At 62.9% G+C, this 19,307-nt stretch carries 14 protein-coding genes; 9 read left to right on the forward strand and 5 right to left on the reverse strand.

All coding sequences use genetic code 11. The features are described 5' to 3' along the window. Positions 1-279 precede the first annotated feature (279 nt). Positions 280-3,390 carry a sensor domain-containing protein gene (locus BLS41_RS03550; protein ID WP_074763009.1) on the forward strand — a complete coding sequence of 1,037 codons (3,111 nt, stop codon included), beginning with the start codon at positions 280-282 and terminating at the stop codon, positions 3,388-3,390. A gap of 86 nt (positions 3,391-3,476) precedes the next feature. Here the strand turns inward: BLS41_RS03550 and BLS41_RS03555 are convergent, their stop codons facing one another. Next, positions 3,477-4,091: a glutathione S-transferase gene (locus BLS41_RS03555; RefSeq protein ID WP_074763011.1), complete on the reverse strand. Its 615-nt coding sequence runs from the start codon at positions 4,089-4,091 to the stop codon at positions 3,477-3,479. A gap of 160 nt (positions 4,092-4,251) precedes the next feature. Here BLS41_RS03555 and BLS41_RS03560 point away from each other — a divergent pair, with 160 nt between their 5' ends. Together BLS41_RS03560 and BLS41_RS03565 are read left to right on the forward strand one after the other, a co-directional pair. Then, positions 4,252-5,193, forward strand: a complete 942-nt coding sequence (locus BLS41_RS03560) for a LysR substrate-binding domain-containing protein (protein WP_074763013.1) — start codon at positions 4,252-4,254, stop codon at positions 5,191-5,193. 217 nt (positions 5,194-5,410) lie between these two features. Continuing rightward, positions 5,411-5,740 carry a DUF4148 domain-containing protein gene (locus BLS41_RS03565; RefSeq protein ID WP_074763015.1) on the forward strand — a complete coding sequence of 110 codons (330 nt, stop codon included), beginning with the start codon at positions 5,411-5,413 and terminating at the stop codon, positions 5,738-5,740. 220 nt (positions 5,741-5,960) lie between these two features. Here the strand turns inward: BLS41_RS03565 and BLS41_RS03575 are convergent, their stop codons facing one another. Continuing rightward, positions 5,961-6,353 carry an acyl-CoA thioesterase gene (locus tag BLS41_RS03575; protein WP_074763019.1) on the reverse strand — a complete coding sequence of 131 codons (393 nt, stop codon included), beginning with the start codon at positions 6,351-6,353 and terminating at the stop codon, positions 5,961-5,963. Positions 6,354-6,660: 307 nt separating this feature from the next. Here BLS41_RS03575 and BLS41_RS03585 point away from each other — a divergent pair, with 307 nt between their 5' ends. Continuing rightward, on the forward strand, positions 6,661-8,550 hold the full coding sequence (locus BLS41_RS03585) for an ABCB family ABC transporter ATP-binding protein/permease (RefSeq protein WP_074763023.1): 1,890 nt from the start codon (positions 6,661-6,663) through the stop codon (positions 8,548-8,550). A 93-nt stretch (positions 8,551-8,643) separates the two neighbouring features. Here BLS41_RS03585 and murU read toward each other — a convergent pair whose 3' ends face one another. Together murU and BLS41_RS03595 are read right to left on the reverse strand one after the other, a co-directional pair. Then, positions 8,644-9,351 carry an N-acetylmuramate alpha-1-phosphate uridylyltransferase MurU gene (murU, locus tag BLS41_RS03590; protein WP_074763025.1) on the reverse strand — a complete coding sequence of 236 codons (708 nt, stop codon included), beginning with the start codon at positions 9,349-9,351 and terminating at the stop codon, positions 8,644-8,646. Between the two features lie 9 nt (positions 9,352-9,360). Continuing rightward, a complete protein-coding gene (locus tag BLS41_RS03595; protein ID WP_074763026.1) occupies positions 9,361-10,440 on the reverse strand; it encodes an aminoglycoside phosphotransferase family protein in 1,080 nt (359 codons plus the stop codon). A 223-nt stretch (positions 10,441-10,663) separates the two neighbouring features. Here BLS41_RS03595 and BLS41_RS03600 point away from each other — a divergent pair, with 223 nt between their 5' ends. The 4 genes from BLS41_RS03600 (at position 10,664) to rsmA (ending at position 16,565) form a co-directional block, all read left to right on the forward strand. Further along, entirely contained in the window at positions 10,664-13,036 is a 2,373-nt protein-coding gene (locus BLS41_RS03600) for an LPS-assembly protein LptD (RefSeq protein WP_074763028.1), read from the forward strand. A 73-nt stretch (positions 13,037-13,109) separates the two neighbouring features. Next, positions 13,110-14,501, forward strand: a complete 1,392-nt coding sequence (locus tag BLS41_RS03605; RefSeq protein WP_074763030.1) for a peptidylprolyl isomerase — start codon at positions 13,110-13,112, stop codon at positions 14,499-14,501. Between the two features lie 13 nt (positions 14,502-14,514). Then, positions 14,515-15,525 carry a 4-hydroxythreonine-4-phosphate dehydrogenase PdxA gene (gene pdxA, locus BLS41_RS03610; RefSeq protein ID WP_074763032.1) on the forward strand — a complete coding sequence of 337 codons (1,011 nt, stop codon included), beginning with the start codon at positions 14,515-14,517 and terminating at the stop codon, positions 15,523-15,525. A gap of 209 nt (positions 15,526-15,734) precedes the next feature. Next, positions 15,735-16,565, forward strand: coding sequence for a 16S rRNA (adenine(1518)-N(6)/adenine(1519)-N(6))-dimethyltransferase RsmA (rsmA, locus tag BLS41_RS03615; protein ID WP_074766255.1), 831 nt, complete (start codon positions 15,735-15,737; stop codon positions 16,563-16,565). 91 nt (positions 16,566-16,656) lie between these two features. Here the strand turns inward: rsmA and BLS41_RS03620 are convergent, their stop codons facing one another. Next, a complete protein-coding gene (locus BLS41_RS03620) occupies positions 16,657-17,583 on the reverse strand; it encodes a DMT family transporter (RefSeq protein WP_074763034.1) in 927 nt (308 codons plus the stop codon). 551 nt (positions 17,584-18,134) lie between these two features. Here BLS41_RS03620 and BLS41_RS03625 point away from each other — a divergent pair. Beyond that, positions 18,135-19,256 carry a porin gene (locus tag BLS41_RS03625; protein ID WP_074763036.1) on the forward strand — a complete coding sequence of 374 codons (1,122 nt, stop codon included), beginning with the start codon at positions 18,135-18,137 and terminating at the stop codon, positions 19,254-19,256. Positions 19,257-19,307 lie beyond the last annotated feature (51 nt).

Here is a 19,307-nt window from a genome sequence, read left to right on the forward strand (position 1 = left end):
GTCCCGCTTCTTCCGACTGTCATACGTTTGCCGCGAGACGTCGATATAAACGCGTCGCACAACGAACCTCAAGCGCAAACGTTGTCGCCGAAACCTGGCGTGAAGCCGCACCGCACAACGCCTCTCCAGCGCTCATTTTTTTCATCCTCACACCCTCAACCCTGCCAGAGCCCTGCCGTTATTCATGGGTTGGCGCGTAAAAAGACTCCAATCGATGCGGCCCGACGCACCGAAAGCGACACGCGCTCCCGCACTCGGAACGATTGACGTTCGGAACCCATGACTCTTTTCTTATCGAAGCGGCTGCTGATCAACATCGCGGTCGTCGTCGCCGCGGTCGGTGCGAACGCGTTCGTCGCCTACACGCAGATTTGCGGTCAACGCGACGCCGACACGCGCATGCTGCGGTCGATGAGCGTGCGCCAGAATCTCGACGCCTATCACGCGGCGCTCGACGACGGCCTCGCCGCGCTCAGCCGTTTCGAAGCGTCGGACAAGTCCGAGCCGGTCAGCGCGGCCGCCGCGATGACCAGCCGGCTTACCGATCTGGAGCGTCATCTGGGCGACTCGTTGAGCGACGAACCCGCCGCGCTGGCCGCGCTGTCGGCGCTAGCCAAAGACAGCCACGCGCTCGAACACGATATCGAAGACGCGCTGCTGAGAGACCCCAGCGTCGGCGCGCAGGCGTCGCACGCGTGGGCCGCGTCGACCTACACACATCTGAGCATCGGACTCGATCGCGTCGAAGCCGGGCTGGCCGCGCTGCGCAAAGAGGAAAACCGCGCGTTGCAGGCGTCGTTGGCGGCGTCGGCGAACGAGACGCAGCGCGCGATGTTCGTGCTGATCGTGACGATGCTGGCGGGCAGCGTGCTGCTGTTCGTGACCTTCGGCGCGCGCGACAAGAGCGCGCGCGAAAAGCTGCGGACGCTGCGCGCGGTCGGCCGCAACGACGAACGTTTTCGCGGACTGTTCGCCGATCATCCGGTGCCGATGTATATCTTCGACCGCGAGACGCTGCGCTTTCTGGCCGTCAACGCGGCGGCGGTCCAGCAATACGGTTATTCGGAGAGCGAATTCCTCAATATGTCGATTCGCGCGATCCGCTCGCACGGCGAGATTTCGCGTCTCGAATCGCATCTGCAGCGCAGCGACGCGCTCGGCTATGGCCGCACGATGGCGGGCATCTGGCATCACAAGCGCAAGGACGGTTCGTCGATCAGCGTCGACGTGTCGTATCACGCGCTCGATTTCATCGGACGCGCGGCGCTGTTCGTGCTGGCCGTCGACGTGACCGACCAGATCAACGCGGAAGCCGAAGCACAGCGTTCGAACCAGATGCTCGAAGCGGTGATCGACAACATCCCGCAGCGTATTTTCTGGAAGGACGAGGAGTCGCGTTATCTCGGCTGCAACATGGCGTTTGCCCGCGATGCGGGGCTCGCGTATCCCGAGCAGGTGGTCGGCAAGAGCGACGCCGATCTGCCATGGCGCGCATTCTCCGAGATGCTGCACAAGCACGACAAGGAGGTGATGAGCACCTCGATGCCGAAGATGAATTTCGAAGTCGACTTCGTGATCGACGGCGTGCATCGCACCACGATTACCAGCAAGCTGCCGTTCACCGACGGCGACGGCCGCGTGATCGGCGTGCTCGGTTCGTACACGGACATCACCGAGCGCAAGCGCGCCGATCTCGCGCTGCGTCTGCAAAGCCGCGCGCTCGACGCCAGCGTCAACGCGATTCTGATTACCGCGCCGTCGCCGACCGGCAATCTGATCGAGTATGTGAACCCGGCTTTCATGCGCATCACCGGCTACGATCCCGCCGAGGTGATCGGCCACGATTGCCGCGTCTTGCAGCGCGACGACCGCGAGCAGGAAGGCGTCGCGCTGATCCGCCAGGCGCTGGCGGCGAACCGCGAGGTGAGCGCGGTGGTGCGCAACTATCGCAAGGACGGCGCGCTGTTCTGGAATCAGCTGTTCATCGCTCCGGTGCCGAACGCGGAAGGCATGATTACGCATCACATCGGCGTGATCAACGACGTGACCGACCTGATGCGCTATCAGGAGCAACTCGAATATCAGGCCAATTACGATAGCCTCACGCGTCTGCCGAACCGGAACCTGCTGCGCGACCGGCTGGAGCATTCGCTGATCGTCGCGCAACGGCATCACTCTGGCGTCGCGGTCGTATTCCTCGATCTGGACGGCTTCAAGAACGTCAACGACAGCCTCGGACACAGCGTCGGCGACCGGCTGCTGGCGGTGGTCGCCGAGCGGCTCGCGCGCTGTTCGCGGACCAGCGACACGGTCGCGCGTCACGGCGGCGACGAGTTCGTGATCGTGATGACCGATACCGTCGACGAACAATCGCTGATCGCGTGGATGGAGCGCGTACGCGCGTCGATTGCCGAACCCGTGTGGCTCGACGGCACCGAGCTTTATGTCGGCTGCAGCATGGGCGCGAGCCTGTTCCCGCAAGACGGCGACGATGCCGAAACGCTGATGAAAAAGGCCGATCTCGCGATGTATCGCGCGAAGGACATGGGCCGCAACACGTTCCAGTTCTATCAGCCGGAGATGAACGCGAGCGCCGGAGCGCGGCTGAATCTCGAACGGCGTTTGCGGCGCGCGCTGCGCGACAACGAGTTCCTGCTGCATTACCAGCCGCAGGTGGACATCGAGACCGGGCAGATTGTCGGCACCGAGGCGCTGGTGCGCTGGCTCGACCCGGAAGTCGGGCTGGTGCCGCCGTCGTCGTTTATTCCGATGGCCGAGGAAAGCGGGTTGATCGGGCCGCTGACCGAATGGGTGCTGCGCGAGGCGTGCCGGCAGAACAAGGCTTGGCAGGACGAAGGGCTGCCGTCGGCGCGCGTGTCGGTGAATCTGTCGGCGCGGGTGTTCCAGCAGCGCGATATCGCGAGGCTGGTGATGCAGGTGCTCGACGAGACCGGACTCGAACCGCAATATCTCGAACTCGAACTGACCGAAAGCGCGATCATGCGCAACGCCGAGGAAGCGGTGTCGATGCTCAACGAGTTGCACGCGCTGGGCATCGGTCTTGCCATCGACGATTTCGGCACCGGTTATTCGAGCCTCAGCTATCTGAAACGCTTCCCGGTGGACCGGTTGAAGATCGACCGGTCGTTCGTGTCGGATATCGGTGTCTCGGGTGACGACGAGACGATCACGTCCGCGATCATCGCGCTCGCGCATTCGCTGAAGTTGCAGGTGATTGCCGAGGGCGTGGAAACGTCCGCGCAACTCGACTTCCTGAGAGAGCGCGCGTGCGATGAAATGCAGGGCTTCTATTTCGCGAAGCCGTTGTCGACGGATGCGATTGCGCAGTTGATGCAGGGTGGCGTGGGGATGGAGTTGGAGACGGCGTAGGGGGCGTGGGGCTGTTGCCCCTGGATTGGCCTTCGCCCCTCCACCGCCTGCCCCTTGCAACTGTTGGGCTCATCGCCCCCTCGCCGTTACTTCGCCGGTGTCTCCACAAACACCGGTAACGCCTCCGCCAACGCCGAAAACGCCTGCAAATGCGGATGCTCCGCCTTGTCGACGATCTCCGGCAACATCATCTGGGTGAAATCCCACGCTACCGCCACGGTGACGTCCGCTGCATCGAACTGTTCCTGCCGGGTTGGCAACGTCGCCGCCGCGACTTCGCGTTCGAGTTCCGCGTAAGCGGCGAGCAGCTGCGTGCGCACCCGCTGGACCCATGGCTCGTGCTGCTTCTCCGCCGGCCGCAGATTGCGCTCGTAGACGATCTGCACCGTCTTCTCGCAGGCGGCCAGCGCGAGGCCGGTCAGGCGGGCGGCACGCAGCGCGTCGTCGGGACGGGTGGGGAACAGGCGCGGCTCCGGCCCGGCGAGCGTCGCCAGATATTGAAGAATCACCGTCGAATCCATCACGCAGCGGCCGTCTCCGGCGACCAGCGTCGGCGCCTTGACGACCGGGTTGATCTTCGCGAACTGGTCGTAGGTGCTGAACACCGAGACCGACTCGTGCTCGAAGTCGAGTTTCATCAGTTTGAGACAGATAGCGACTCGCCGGACGTACGGCGAGTCGAGCATTCCGATCAGTTTCATGTCCATTCCGTTAGAAGTTCTATCATTGTGCGTCCGGGCCTGATGCAACGAGGCACTGGTCCGACAGGCATGGGCCGTCACGCATTCACCCGATAGATTAAGCATCTCCGGGCATCAAAAAAAGCGACAATTACCGACGATCTCCGTCAGAATTTCTTACATGAAGCCGATTCCGCCACTTACCGCGCTCCGCTGTTTCGAGGCCGTCGCCCGTTTGGGCGGCGTGACCCCGGCGGCGCGCGAGTTGCATGTCACTCACTCGGCGGTCAGTCAGCAGATCAAGGTGCTCGAAGACGTGATGGGCGTCGTGCTGTTCATCCGCGAGGCGCGCGGGCTCAGGCTGACCGAAGAAGGGCGGCTTTACGCGCTCGACATTCGCGCGGCGCTGCGCGACATCACGCAGGCTACCCGCCGCGCGCAGGCACGTCCGCATGAAAGCGAACTGGTGATCTCGACTTTGCCGTCGTTCGCGCAGCACTGGCTGGTGCCGCGGCTGGCGAGTTTTCGGGACGCGCATCCGTACTATCGGGTCCGGCTGCTCACCAGTCTGCAGATCGAGGATTTCCGCCAGGGCGTCAGCGATATCGGCATTCGCATGGGGCAGGGACATTGGCCCGACGTCGCGCAACAAAAGCTGTTCGACGACGACATGGTCGTCGTCGCCGCCCCACATTTCGCGCTTGGGCCGAATGGCCGCCTGCCCGTCACCGCCGGGGACGTGCTCGCCTGTCCGCTGATCTCCAGCCCCGACGCGCCTTGGGCCGACTGGTGCCGGGCGGCGCAGGTGGCCGAACCGGCGGCGCAGAGCGTGGTGTTGTCCGCGAACGACTCGAATATCGTGATCGGCGCGGTACGGGCGGGGCAGGGTGTTGCGCTCGAACGACGCAGCCTGGTCGCGCACGCATTAGCGCAACGCGAACTGGTGCAGATCACCGATATCTGCGTGCCTTATCCCTACCCGTATTGGCTCGTATGGCGGCAGCGCGAAATTCTCGACGCCCGTCAGGCGCATTTTGCACAGTGGATCGAAGGACAAGTTGATGCTTATTTGCGCGGCGGCGGCGCTTTACCGGCCCATCCTGCGACGCTCCGAACGGCGTAGCTGGTGCTTCGCGCAGGCAAAAGCAATTTGCTCATGAATTTCAGTCGTATATATTCGTGGTTCCCATTTCAAAGCTGGCTGGGAAACACGAAGAAACACGAAGCACCGATTCAGGCAGCGTTTCGCCCGTCCGTTCGAGCGTCATTTTCGCTGCTCATACCCGGTTCCGGGCGCTGCGTTGTCGACTGACTATCCGCCAAACCGACTGGAGAGAACAATGTCGTCTTCACCTGCAAAGAAACTGGCTGTGCTGTTGACATCGGTTGTACTAAGCGTGGCAGCCGCCGCGCCTGCGTTTGCACAAAGCGGCGGCGGAGGAGGAGGCCCGGCTGGCGATAATTCCGACGCGGCGAAAGCGGACACCGGAACGCGGCCGCACACCACGAAGGCGGAGCGCAAAGCTGCGCACAAACAAGCGCGAGCGAAGAAAAACGCCGAGTTGAAGAAGCTGGAGGCGAACGGCTATAACCCGGCGGCCAAAGATCCGAATTATCCGAACAATATCCAGAAGGCCGAGAAGAAAGCAGGAGAAGGTGCGAGCCAGTAAGCGGGGGGCTATCCGCTTGTGAAGCTTGTGTGGGCTGCAGAACCGCGAACGCTACCTTCGAAGCAACGAAGCAACGAAGCAACGAAGCAACGAAGCAACGAAGCAACGAAGCAACGAAGCAACGAAGGTCAACGCATGAAGCAAAACGAGGCGCGAAAGCGCCTCGTTTTTTTATTTGTGCATCGGCCGCGGCAGCAAGCGCGGCTTTAGCGGCAGAAACTCAATCCAGCACCGGCAACGCGCGCGGACGACGGTCGCTGTCGGTTGCGACATAAGTCAGCATCGCTTCGGTGACCTTCACGACGTCTTCGGTCAGGCTCATGCGCTGCGCGTAGACCTCGACGGCCACCGTCACCGACGTATTGCCCGTCTTGACGATATCTGCGTAAAAGCTCAGCAGATCGCCGACGAACACCGGCTGCTTGAACACGAACGAATTGACCGCGATGGTCGCCACCCGCCCGTTCGCGCGACGGCTTGCCGGAATCGAGCCGGCAATATCCACTTGCGCCATGATCCAGCCGCCGAACACGTCGCCGTGGACATTCGCGTCCGACGGTTGCGGCACGACGCGCAGCGCGCAAGACTTTTGCGGGAGTTGAGGATCGGACATCGGGGGCACCCTTGAAAAACGTGTTTGGCCTGGTCGGCTCGACTGGCAGGCGGGGATTTCACGACAACGGCAGCCATCAACGGTGCAACGCGACGTGTACGGCACGAACCGCGCGGCCACGCTGCGGCCAGCGGCCGGACAGCCCGTGAAAAGCGGCGCCAGCCAGCTTCTGCGACAATAGAAAGATCAGGAATTGTACGGGAAAGCGCCCAGCCAGGTCGCGCGGGAACGCAGTGTGCCAGTCGGCACGCGGCGCTCGGCGCACCGCTGCGAACTCCGGCATTTCCACTTTCCCCAGCCGATCCCCATGCGCCGCACGCCTTCGTCCGAACCCTCGCCGATTTCCACCCAGCCTCGCAACGACTGGCAGACCATTCTGTCGCTGCTGCCGTATCTCGCCACCTATAAATGGCGTGTCGGCTTCGCGCTGAGCTGCCTGATCGGCGCGAAGGTCGCCAATCTCGGCGTGCCGATCGTGATGAAGAAGATCGTCGACGGCCTCGCGTCGGTGCAGCATCTGACGGCGCTCGGCCGCGCGCACGACGCGCCCGGCATCGTGCTGCTGGGCGGCGTCGGCCTGCTGGTGGTCGCGTATGCGGTGGTGCGGCTGTCCACGTCGCTGTTCACCGAATTGCGCGAGATACTGTTTTCGAAAGTGACCGAAAGCGCGGTGCGTCAACTGGCGCTGAAGGTGTTTCGTCATTTGCATGCGCTGTCGTTGCGGTTTCATCTCGAACGGCAAACGGGCGGCATGTCGCGCGATATAGAGCGCGGCACGCGCGGCATCACGCAACTCATTTCATATTCGCTGTACAGCATTCTGCCGACGCTCGTCGAAGTCGGTCTCGTGCTCGGCTTTTTCGTCGTCAAGTACGAAGCGTATTACGCGGTCGTCACGTTTATCGCGCTGACCGTGTACATCGTTTTCACGGTGAAGGTCACCGAGTGGCGCACGCATTTTCGTCGCACGATGAACGACCTCGATTCGAAAGCGAATTCGCGCGCGATCGATTCGCTGCTCAACTACGAGACCGTGAAGTACTTCGGCAATGAGGAGTGGGAGGCGAGCCGCTACGACGAAAATCTCAAGCGTTATCGCACGGCGGCGATCAAGTCGCAGCGTTCGTTGTCGGCGTTGAATTTCGGGCAGCAGGCGATTATCGGCACGGGCCTCGTGTTCATTCTGTGGCGCGCCACGCAGGGTGTGATGGCCGGGCGCCTCACGCTCGGCGACCTGGTGCTGATCAACACGTTCATGTTGCAGCTTTATATTCCGCTGAATTTTCTCGGCGTCGTGTATCGCGAACTGAAGCAGAGTCTGACCGACATGGATCGCATGTTCACGCTGCTCGGCGCCAGCCAGGAAGTGCCCGATCTCGAGAATGCGCCCGCGTTGCAGGTGAGCGGTGCGCAGGTGCGTTTCGAGCACGTGAATTTCGCGTATGAACCCGCGCGTCAGATTCTGCACGACGTGAGCTTCACGATTGCCGCGGGCACGACGACGGCGGTCGTCGGTCATAGCGGCTCGGGTAAATCGACGCTCGCGCGGCTGATGTTCCGCTTCTACGATCTGGACCGCGCAACCGGCGGTGCGATTACGATCGACGGTCAGGATATTCGTGACGTCACGCAGGATTCGCTGCGCGCGTCGATCGGCATCGTGCCGCAGGACACGGTGCTGTTCAACGATTCGATCTACTACAACATCGCTTACGGCCGGCCGTCGGCGACACGCGACGAAGTGATCGCGGCGGCGCGGGCCGCGCATATCCACGAGTTCATCGAAGGGTTGCCGAAGGGGTACGAAACGCCGGTCGGCGAGCGCGGTTTGAAGTTGTCCGGCGGCGAAAAGCAGCGCGTGGCGATTGCGCGAACCATCCTGAAGAATCCGCCGATCCTGTTATTCGACGAAGCCACGTCCGCGCTCGATTCGCGTTCCGAGCGCGCGATCCAGCACGAACTCGATCAGATCGCACGCGAGCGGACGACGCTGATCATCGCGCACCGGTTGTCGACGGTGGTGCACGCGCAGCAGATCATCGTGATGGACAAGGGGCGGATCGTCGAACGCGGCACGCATGCCGAGTTGCTGCGCGCGAACGGACTGTTCGCGCAGATGTGGGCGTTGCAGCAGCAACGCACGGAGCAGTCGCCGGAGCCGATGGAAGCGGTCGGCGCGGGGGCGGGTGGGCAGTGAGGGGGCTCGGCTCGGCGTGCTTGCCGGCAGGCGGGCGGGCGAAGTAGCGGCTGAAACGCGTCCCCGAGTTGTCGCGCTCGCGGGCTTTCGCGTTCAGCGCGCCTTCAGCCGCTGATCCAGCTCCTGCAATTGCCCCGGCGTCCCGACGTTCTCCCATAAGCCTTCATACAACTCGCCGCTCGCGAGTCCGCGCCCGATCGTGTCGCGGTAATACGGCGACAGTGCGCGACGCGTGCCGCGCGGCAGATCGCGGAACATGCGCGTGTCGTAAAGCCCGATGCTGCCGAAAGTCAGACGCGGCTGCGCATCCAGAGACAGAACGCCGTCGACCAGACCAAAATCGCCATTCGGATGAAACACCGGATTCGGCACCATCACCAGATGCATGCCCGGCTCGTCGAGCGCCTTCAGCCGGTCGGCATGGCCATGCAGCGTGGCGTAATCGAAATCGGCGTACACGTCGCCCGCGACTGCGAGAAACACCTCGCTCGCGCCGTCGTCTTCCAGCAGCGGCAGCGCCTGCACGATGCCGCCCGCCGTTTCCAACGCCTCACCTTCGGCCGAGTAACGCAATTCGACCTGCCAGCGCGAGCCCTCACCGAGCGTCGACTCGATCTTGTCGCCGAGCCACGCGTGGTTGATCACAATGGTTTGAAAACCGGCCTGCGCGAGCCGTTCGATCTGCCACACGATCAGCGGCTTACCGCCCGCTTCGAGCAAGGGCTTCGGGCACGCGTCGGTCAGCGGACGCATCCGTTCGCCGCGACCCGCGGCAAAAATCATCGCTTTCTTCAAGGACATGGTGAACGGTCAGAACGTGTAGCCGACTTCATTCGCGCGGCCTTCGAGTTCGTCGAGCAGCTTCGCGAACGGACGCAGCGGCGCGTAGCGTTCCGCCACCTTGCGCGCATAGCCGATGAAACGCGGCAGATCGTTCATGTAGTGGGGCTTGCTGTCGCGGTAGTTGATCCGGCAGAACAGGCCGAGCACCTTGATGTGCCGTTGCAGCCCCATCCACTCGAGCTGACGGTAAAACTCGCCGAAATCGGGATCGACCGGCAGCCCCGCTTTCTTTGCCCGTTCCCAGTAATACACGAAGCAGTCGAGTTCGAACTCCTCGTCCCAGCCGATGAACGCATCGCGCAGCAGCGACGCGACGTCGTAGGTAATCGGGCCGTACACCGCGTCCTGGAAGTCGAGCACGCCGGGATTCAGCGGATTCGGCTGTGACGCGATCATCAGGTTGCGCGGCATGAAATCGCGCAGCATGAACACTTGCGGTTGCGCGCGGGCGCTCGCGATCAGCAGCGCGAAGGTGCGGTCGAGCAGCCCACGGGTTTTGTCGTCGACCTCGCGCCCCAGATGGCGGCCGATGAACCACTCCGGCAGCAATTCCATCTCGCGGCGCAGGAACGCTTCGTCGAACGCCGGCAGCACGCCTTCGCGCGACGTGAGTTGCCAGCGGATCAGCGCGTCGAGCGCGTCGCGCATCAGCGTGCGGGCGCGGCGCGGATCGTCGCCGGTTTGCGCTTCGGTCAGCGCGCCGAGGTACGAATCCGTGCCGAGATCGGTCACGAGCATGAGCCCGGCGTCGAAATCGACCTCCAGCACGCGCGGCACATGTACGCCCGCCGCGTCGAGCAATTGGGCGACCTGCACAAATTCGCGGCACTTTTCGGGCGGCGGGGCGTCGACGGCGATCAGCGAACCGCTGTTTTCGCCTTCCGCTGCCTTACCGGCGACACGGAAATAGCGCCGGAAACTGGCGTCGGATGATGCCGGAGCAAGCGTGTCGAGTTCGAGCGCATAGCGCGCCGCATGGCCTTTCAGCCAGGTCTTGAGCAGTTGCAGGCGGGAGTCGGAAGTGTCTTGGGAGGGAGGCAGCGTCATGTAAACCGGCGGCAAATTCTTAGGGGCAACGTCTTGCCATATAATACCCCACGACTTTTTTGACGCGACTCACGCTGGCTTTTTGCGCGTTCCGCTTCACCGCCCGCCTCATCGTTCGACAGATTGTAAATATTGATGTGCAGCCGACTGTCACGGTCGGGATGTGCAGGCGGTGGATCGTGACTGCAAAAGCTGACGGACGGGCCGATTCGCCAAACGATACATGCCGCCTAGACAGCTTTCCCAAACGACTCCCTCTTGTGCTGCCGCGCCGCGCAAAAGGCGGCTCGTCGCGGCGTTGATCGCCGTTCCGGGCCTGATGCCCGCGCTTGCGCACGCCCAGCTGGTGGGAGAAGCCGCGCAGCCGCAATCCATTTACGAGCCTTGGGGCATGCGGCTAGCGCCGCAGCTCGAGGATCATCCATTGCAGGCCGGCCAGACGCCGGCCACATTCGTTCTCGGCGACACCGCCAGCGGCACGATCGACCAGGACCTGGCGGCGAAGGGTTCGGCCGAAGTGCGCCGCGGCACCACCGTGATCAAGGCCGACGCGCTGCATTACGATCAGGACACGGACATGGCCGATGCTTACGGCAATGTTCACGTCCTCAACAGCGGCAACTCGTTCATCGGCCCCGACGCGCATTTGCGGGTGGATTCGACCGAAGGCTTCATGACTTCGCCGAAATACCACTTCACGCTGACAGGCGGCTCGGGCAGCGCCGAACGCGTCGATCTGCTCGACTCCGAGCGCTCGGTGTTCACGAAGGGCACCTACACGGCCTGCTCGTGCGAGACAAACCCGGCCTGGTACATCAAGGGCAGCGAGTTCGATTTCGACACCGGCGCGGACGAAGGCGTCGCGTACAACAGCGTGCTGTTCTTCCAGGGCGTGCCGGTGTTCGCGTCGCCGTGGCTGTCGTTCCCACTGTCGGGCGAGCGGCGCAGCGGGCTGTTGCCGCCGACGTTCTCGCTGAGTTCGACCAACGGCTTCGAGCTGTCGGTGCCGTATTACTTCAACATCGCGCCGAATCGCGATCTGACGCTCACGCCGCGTCTGATCTCCAAGCGTGGTGTGCAGTTGCAGAGCACGTTCCGCTATCTGTCGCCCACCTATTCGGGTTCGATCACCGGCGAGTTCCTGCCTGACGACCACCTGACCCATACCAACCGGTACGCGCTGTACATCCAGCACAACCAGAATTTCGGTAACGGGTTCGGCGGCTACATCTACTACAACAAGGTCTCGGACAACACGTATCCGGAAGACCTGTCGTCGTCGGTGAATCAGTTCATGAACGGCACCCAGCTCCTGTATCAGCAGGAAGCCGGGTTGACCTACAACAACGGCCCGTGGTCGGTGCTCGCGCGTGAACAGCACTGGCAGACGCTGACGCCGTCGATCGCGCCGTATGGCCGCGAGCCGCAGTTGAACGTGAAGTACGCGAAGTACAACATCGGCGGCTTCGACTTCGGCGCCGAGGCCGACTACACGAATTTCCGGATTACCACGGCGGATCTGAGCGAAGGTCAGCGGGTGATGTTCAACCCGTACCTGTCGTATTCGGTGGTCGGGCCGGGCTATTTCGTCACGCCGAAGGTGCAATGGCACTTCGCGTCGTACAACCTGAACAACATCGGCACCGACCTGAGCGGCGTGCCGAACGCGCAGAAGAACTTCACCGAGTCGATTCCGACGCTGAGTTTCGACACCGGCCTGACGTTCGAGCGTTCGGTGAGGATTTTCGGCGCGGACTATATCCAGACGCTGGAACCGCGCCTGTACTACGTGTACACGCCGTACCGCAATCAGGAAAACGCGCCGCTGTTCGACACCGCCGACTCCGACTTCGGACTGGCGGAGATTTTCACGCCGAACACGTTCGTCGGTAACGACCGCATCGCCGACGCGAACCGTCTGACGGCCGGCATCACCACGCGCTTCATCAACCCGGCTACCGGCGATGAGCGGGCGCGTTTCGTGATCGCGCAGCAGTACTATTTCCAGGACCAGCGCGTCACACTGGAGCCGAGCCAGACCAGCACGCAGGCCACCCATTCGGACCTGATCGCGGGCGCGTCGGTCAAGCTCGGGGCCGGTTTCGCTTCGGAAACGGCGTTCCAATATAATGCCGACAACAACGAGTTGATCAAGACGAGCGTCGGCTTCGGCTTCAGTCCGGCCACCGGCAAGGTGATCAACGTCGGTTATCGCTACACGCGCGCGAACACCACGCTGGACAACGAGCCGATCAACCAGATTCTGGTGTCGGGCCAATGGCCGCTCAGCCACCGGGTGTACGGCGTAGCGCGTTTCAATTACGACCTGGGCGGGCACCGGATCGTCGACGGCCTGATCGGTATGCAGTACGACGCCGATTGCTGGACGCTCGGCGCGGGGATCCAGCGCTACGCGAACGGGCTGAACACGTCGGGGCAGAATCAGTCGAGCACGCGGTTCCTCGCGCAGCTGACGTTCAAGGGCTTGTCGAGTGTCGACAACGGGCTGATGACCGCGTTCCGCAACGGCGTGGCCGGCTATACGCCGTTGCCGCCGCCGCCTCCGCCGGAATCACGTTTCACCAATTACGAATGACGAATGACGCTGCGCGATCATTCATGGCATGCGAAAAGACGGGCCAGGCGCGCCCGACATCATTGGAGTATCTGTGGCAATCATGAAAAAGCTTCGCTTGGCAACGCTTGCGGCCGGTCTGGTCGCCGCAGCGTCTTTCCTGTCGGTTGCGCCGGTTCAAGCTCAGGCGCTGCCCGGCACTAACGGTAGCAGCGGCAACCTCGGCAATGACGGCCAGACGGTCGACACCATTGCCGCAGTCGTCAACAACGGTGTCATTACGCGGCGTGAACTCGACGAGCGCATGGGCCTGATCACGCGCCGGCTGAATCAGCAGAACGCGCCGGTCCCGCCGGTCGATCAGTTGCGTCAGCAGGTGCTCAACCAGATGGTGCTGGAGCGCATCCAGTTGCAGAAGGCGAAAGACGATGGCATCACCGTCGACGACGCCGCCGTGCAGAAAACGCTCGAGCGTCTGGCGCAGGCGAACAACATGTCGCTTGAAATCTATCGTGCGCGGATCGAGGCGCAAGGGGTGCCTTGGACCACGTTCACCAGCGACGCGCGTACCGAACTGACGCTGTCGCGTCTGCGTGAAAAGGAAGTGGACAGCAAGATCACGGTGTCGGACGGCGAAGTGGCGAACTACATCGCCAGTCAGCGTGGCCCGAATGCGGGTGCGACGAGCGACCTGCATATCCAGCACATCTTCACCAAGGCGCCGTTGAACGCGTCTGAAACCGATATCGAAGCTGCGCAGAAAAAGGCCCAGGCTTTGCTGGCCGAAGCCAAGGGCGGCGCCAATTTCCAAAAGCTCGCGAAGTCGAATTCGCAGGCTCCGGATGCGTCGAAAAACAGCGGCGATCTGGGTTTCCTGGCACCGTCCAAGCTGCCGCCTGAATTCGTGAAGGCTGCGTCGGCGTTGCGTCCGGGCGAGATCAATCCCGATCTGATCCGCACCAGCGACGGTTTCGAAATCGTGCGCCTCGTCGAGCGTCGCGTGGGTCAGGGCAATAGCTCCGACGCGCCGAAGCTCACGCAAACGCACGTGCGCCACATCCTGTTGCGTGTCGGCGACGGCATGTCGGAACCGCAAGCGCGTCAGAAGCTGCTCGACATCAAGAGCCAGCTGGCAGCAGGCGGCGACTTCGAGAAGTTCGCCCGCACGTACTCGCAGGACGGTTCGGCGTCGCAAGGCGGCGATCTCGGCTGGATCAGCCCGGGCGAAACGGTGCCGGAATTCGAGCGCGCAATGAACAATTTGCAGGACGGTCAGGTCAGCGACCCGGTTCGCAGCGAATACGGTTATCACCTGATTCAGGTGCTGGGCCGCCGCGAAGCAGAAGGCTCGGTTTCGCAGCAGATGGATCTGGCGCGTCAGGCAATCGGTCAGCGCAAGGCGGAGCAGGCTTACGCCGACTGGCTGCGTGAACTGCGCGACACGGCCTACGTGGAAGTGAAGCCCACGCTGTCGAGCGCCCGTTAAGCGTATCGCCATCATGACAAGCGCCGCCAAGCCCTCCAGCCTGCCCTTGCAGATCGCGATCACGACCGGCGAACCTGCCGGCGTCGGCCCCGAACTGACGGCGCAGGCACTGGCCGGCGCAGCGGCGCACTGGCCCAACGCGCAATTCACCGTGCTGGGCGACGCCAACCTGCTCGCCGAACGCGCGCAAGCCGTGGGCGTCGATTGGACTGCGCTGGTGGCGGACGGCAAGCGCGTGCGCGTGCAGCATACGGCGCTCGGCGCGCCGTCGGTGGCGGGCAAGCTGAACGCCGCCAATGGCCGCTACGTGCTCGATCTGCTCGATAGCGCGATCGACGGCGCGGTGGCTGGCACCTTCGACGCGATCGTTACCGCGCCGCTGCAAAAAAGCACGATCAACGACGCTGGTGTGCCGTTCACCGGCCACACCGAATATCTGGCCGAGCGCACCCACACGCCGCGTGTGGTGATGATGCTGGCCGGCACCGGCAAGCGGCCGCTGCGCGTGGCGCTCGCGACCACGCATCTGCCGCTGAAGGACGTTTCCGCTGCGTTGACGATCGAGAGCATTCTCGAGACGCTTGCGATCGTCGATCGCGATTTGCGCAATCACTTCGGCTTGCCCGCGCCGCGTATCCTCGTGACGGGGTTGAACCCGCACGCGGGCGAAAACGGTTACCTGGGGCGCGAGGAAATCGACGTCATTTCGCCGGCGCTCAAGCGCGCGAACGATCAGGGTATCGACGCGCGTGGTCCGTATCCGGCTGATACGCTGTTTCAACCGCGTTATCTGGAACAGGCCGACTGCGTGCTGGCCATGTTCCACGACCAGGGCCTGCCGGTGTTGAAATACGCGACGTTTGGCGAAGGCATCAACATCACGCTCGGCTTGCCGATCATCCGCACGTCGGTCGATCACGGCACCGCGCTCGATCTCGCCGGCACTGGCCGCGCCGATTCGGGCAGCCTGATCGCCGCGATCGACACGGCGGTGTCGATGGCGCAACATCGTCGCACCAGCTGATTAAACGCGGCGAACCGGTTTTCGCGCGGTTCGTGTTGAAGTTGTTGGACATGTGAAGTGGTGCGTGAACGATGCCGCGCCGTTGCCTGATCCACGACGCGATAACATACCGCGACACGATGCGCAGCCTGCGCGGTCCGCGCAGCCGAATTCGGCGCGCCACGCGCATTCTTTTCTTTAAGCAGTTTTCTTTCTTAGCGTTTTCTTCGATGTCCACCAGCAGACAGCAACAGGGCCGGCACCAGGGTCATATCGCGCGCAAGCGTTTCGGTCAGAATTTTCTGGTCGACATGGGCGTGATCGATTCGATCGTCGACGTGATCCGGCCGCAACGCGGCGAGCGCATGGTCGAAATCGGACCGGGGCTCGGCGCGCTCACCGCGCCGCTGATCGAGCGCCTCGCTACGCCCGAAACGCCGTTGCACGCGGTCGAACTGGACCGCGATCTGATCGGGCGTCTCAAGACGAAGTTCGGCGATCTGCTCGAACTGCATGCGGGCGACGCGCTCGCATTCGACTTCGGTTCGCTGGCCGCACCTGGCGACAAGGCGTCGCTGCGTATTGTCGGCAATCTGCCGTACAACATTTCGAGCCCGCTGCTGTTTCACCTGACGTCGTTCGCGGATCGCGTGATCGATCAGCATTTCATGCTGCAAAACGAAGTGGTCGACCGGATGGTTGCCGAGCCGGGCACCAAGGCGTTCAGCCGTCTTTCGGTGATGCTGCAATACCGCTATGTGATCGACAAGCAGCTCGATGTGCCGCCGGAGTCGTTCAATCCGCCGCCGAAGGTCGATTCCGCGATCGTGCGGATGATCCCGTACGAATTGCACGAGTTGGCGCCCGTGAACGAGCGGGTGCTCGGCACGGTGGTGACGGCGGCGTTCTCGCAGCGTCGCAAGATGTTGCGCAACACGCTCGCGGAATTTCGCGATTCGGTGGATTTCGACGCGATCGGCTTCGATCTGCAACGCCGCGCGGAAGACGTGCCGGTTTCCGAGTACGTACGTGTCGCGCAGATCGTGGCGGAGAAGAAGTAGCGGGGTTTTGAGTTCGGTTGTGCTGCGGCGTCAACGTCGCAGCCTGAGGCCAGTGTTGGTTTGGCAGGGCCCCGAGCCCCTGCCTAAGCCCTCAGCGTCTGGTAGGCGCATTGACCAGCGCGATCCCGGTCAGCACCAGCACGGCAGCCATCAGAAAGCGCAAGCTGAACGACTCACCGAGCAGCAGCACGCCGAACGTCACGCCGAACAGTGGCGTCAGAAACGAAAACACCGACAGACGCGACGCGATATAGCGCGTCAGCAGCCAGAACCACACCAGATAGCTGACGAACGCCACCACCACCGCCTGATACGCGAGACTGGCCAACGCCAGCGGCGTCACGGTTTCCACGCGAACCTGGCCGAGCCCGAGCGCCAGCGCTAACAACACCACCGCCGACACCGTCAATTGATACAGCAGCGTCTTGCTCGCGCTCGATTGAGCGAGGCGCGTTGCACGCACCACCACGGTCGTCGCGGCCCATGCGATGCCGGCCAGTACGCCGAGCGCGTCCCCGGCCCCGCCCGAGAGCGTCGAGCCGCGCGCGGGGTGCCCATGCAGGAAGCCGTCGGCGAATGCCAGCGACATCCCCGCGAACGCGACGAAGATGCCGATCCACTGAACTCGCCGCATCCGTTCGCCGTCGACGAACCAGTGCAGGCCCAGCGCCGTAAAGCACGGTGCCGTGTATAGAAAAACCGCCATGCGCGACGCGCTGGTGAGCGTCAGTCCGAGAAAGATGCAGACGAACTCGGCGGCGAACAGCATGCCCGCGAGCAGGCCCGCACCCAGCGTGCCGTCGTCGCGAAACAGCGGCGTGCCGCGCGAGCGCGCCCAACCCCACACCAGCACGGCCGCAATCGCGGAGCGCAAGCCCGCTTGGAACACCGGCGGCAGCGCCGCGTTCGTGCTCTTGATCGCCACTTGCTGCAGTCCCCAGATCGCGCACAGGCCGACCATCAACAGGATCGCGAAACTATCCGGGGCGCGGCGTGCGGGTAGGGCGGTGGTGCTCATGGGCCGATGGGTGGTGTAGTGGCGAGATCGGTGAGGGGACGGAGCGATTGACAGTATCCGATGCGGCACCGAATCGCACTAGTCGGTCGAACGGCTAATTGCCTGATGCAGCGGTTTCGAGGCGGTAAATGGGCCGCTGGTCTGCATCGAACGCGTCAAATGGGGCAATCGCGGCGGCGGGTAATCGGCTTTTTACGAACCCCTCCAGCGCGAAACCGCCACCGCAACTCACACGATAACAAACCGGCTCCATCCGCAAAACGAAGCCCGTATCTCCTACGCGTGCTTCCCATCGCCCGCAAGCTTTTTTGCCTTCTTAGTTGCGAACCTGGCAACACCCGCGCAACACGTCCCCTGACTAATTTCTTGGCACCGCCGTTTCGCGCTAAGGTGCGAACTCAAGCGCTTCATCAGGAAATTCGTACGGACTGCGTGATAGCCGGATCAAAGCAGCGCCACGCGTCCAATGCAGGAACGCACGAGCAGCACAGCACGCTGCCGCCGCCGACGAACCCGGTCCGCGCCCAGCGGAGCCGGTACGAGGAGACGAGATGAGAAACCTGAGCAGGTGGCTGGCAACCGTCGTGCCGGTGACGTTGGCGTCGTTGAACGGTCAGGCCGCGCACGCGCAGTCCAGTGTGACGCTCTACGGTGTCGTCGACGAAAGTGTTCGCTATCTGACCAACGTGAACAAAGCGGGCGATTCGTCGATCGGACTCGGCGTGGGCGGCCTCACGCAAAGCCGCTGGGGCCTGAAAGGCGTCGAGGACCTGGGCGGCGGATGGTCGACCTTCTTCAAACTCGAAAACCGCTTTTACATCAACAGTGGACAAAGCGATCCCACGCTGCCGTTCTTCAACGAAGCGCAAGTGGGTGTGCGCTCGAATTCGTTCGGCCAGGTGATCCTCGGGCGGCAGTACAACGTGATGATCGAAGGCATCACGATCGGCGGCTACGGCAGCAATCTTTGGATTCCGTACGATTTCAGCTTCCAGCCTGAAGTCACGATGACCGGCGGCATCTGGACCAGCAACCAGGTGCAGTATCAGGCGAAATACAACGGCTTCAATTTCGCGGCGGGTTACGCGTTCGGCGGCAATGCGGGCAATTCGTACGGCAGCCAGGTCGGCGCGGCCGCCGCTTATGCGCCTGCGGGCGGTCCGTTCAGCATCGGCGGCGCGTACGAGGAATCGAAGGATTCACTCAACGGCGCGGCATTGAAAGCGTGGACGTTCGGCGGTTCGTACACGTGGAATCACACGCGCTTGTCGGCGGGCTATATCGTCAATCAGCGCGATGCGGGCTTTTCCAATTTCGCGGACGGACCGTTTTCCGCGCCCGTGCTGGCCGCGCTCAAATACACCGATTTCGCGCGACGCCGGATGATCATGGGCGGCATCACGCAGCAGGTCGGCAACGCGTGGCACTTCGCCGCCAACGTGTGGCGCACGCTGCAGGACGGCACGACCGCCGAGAAGGACGGCTCGGCGTGGCAGTATCAACTGGTTGCCGACTACAACCTGTCAAAGCGCACCGACGTCTATCTGGAAGGCGATTACTCGCTGTACCGGGGCGATCTGATCGGCGCGCAACTGCAAGGCATCAACGGGATCGGGCTCGCACAGAAAAGTACGCAACTCGGCCTGATGGCGGGGCTGCGGCATCAGTTCTGAGCGCCCGGAAAACTGCGCCGCGCCCTGCAGCGCCGCGTGATTCCGGGTACA

It is taken from the genome of Paraburkholderia fungorum (genome assembly GCF_900099835.1).
Lineage (GTDB): Bacteria > Pseudomonadota > Gammaproteobacteria > Burkholderiales > Burkholderiaceae > Paraburkholderia > Paraburkholderia fungorum_A.

Excerpts from the sequence above, each read along its gene's own strand:
- BLS41_RS03550 (WP_074763009.1), top strand. The coding sequence starts at position 280 with ATGACTCTTTTCTTATCGAAGCGGCTGCTGATCAACATCGCGGTCGTC.
- BLS41_RS03555 (WP_074763011.1), bottom strand. The coding sequence starts at position 4,091 with ATGAAACTGATCGGAATGCTCGACTCGCCGTACGTCCGGCGAGTCGCT.
- BLS41_RS03560 (WP_074763013.1), top strand. The coding sequence starts at position 4,252 with ATGAAGCCGATTCCGCCACTTACCGCGCTCCGCTGTTTCGAGGCCGTC.
- BLS41_RS03565 (WP_074763015.1), top strand. The coding sequence starts at position 5,411 with ATGTCGTCTTCACCTGCAAAGAAACTGGCTGTGCTGTTGACATCGGTT.
- BLS41_RS03575 (WP_074763019.1), bottom strand. The coding sequence starts at position 6,353 with ATGTCCGATCCTCAACTCCCGCAAAAGTCTTGCGCGCTGCGCGTCGTG.
- BLS41_RS03585 (WP_074763023.1), top strand. The coding sequence starts at position 6,661 with ATGCGCCGCACGCCTTCGTCCGAACCCTCGCCGATTTCCACCCAGCCT.
- murU (WP_074763025.1), bottom strand. The coding sequence starts at position 9,351 with ATGTCCTTGAAGAAAGCGATGATTTTTGCCGCGGGTCGCGGCGAACGG.
- BLS41_RS03595 (WP_074763026.1), bottom strand. The coding sequence starts at position 10,440 with ATGACGCTGCCTCCCTCCCAAGACACTTCCGACTCCCGCCTGCAACTG.
- BLS41_RS03600 (WP_074763028.1), top strand. The coding sequence starts at position 10,664 with ATGCCGCCTAGACAGCTTTCCCAAACGACTCCCTCTTGTGCTGCCGCG.
- pdxA (WP_074763032.1), top strand. The coding sequence starts at position 14,515 with ATGACAAGCGCCGCCAAGCCCTCCAGCCTGCCCTTGCAGATCGCGATC.
- rsmA (WP_074766255.1), top strand. The coding sequence starts at position 15,735 with ATGTCCACCAGCAGACAGCAACAGGGCCGGCACCAGGGTCATATCGCG.
- BLS41_RS03620 (WP_074763034.1), bottom strand. The coding sequence starts at position 17,583 with ATGAGCACCACCGCCCTACCCGCACGCCGCGCCCCGGATAGTTTCGCG.
- BLS41_RS03625 (WP_074763036.1), top strand. The coding sequence starts at position 18,135 with ATGAGAAACCTGAGCAGGTGGCTGGCAACCGTCGTGCCGGTGACGTTG.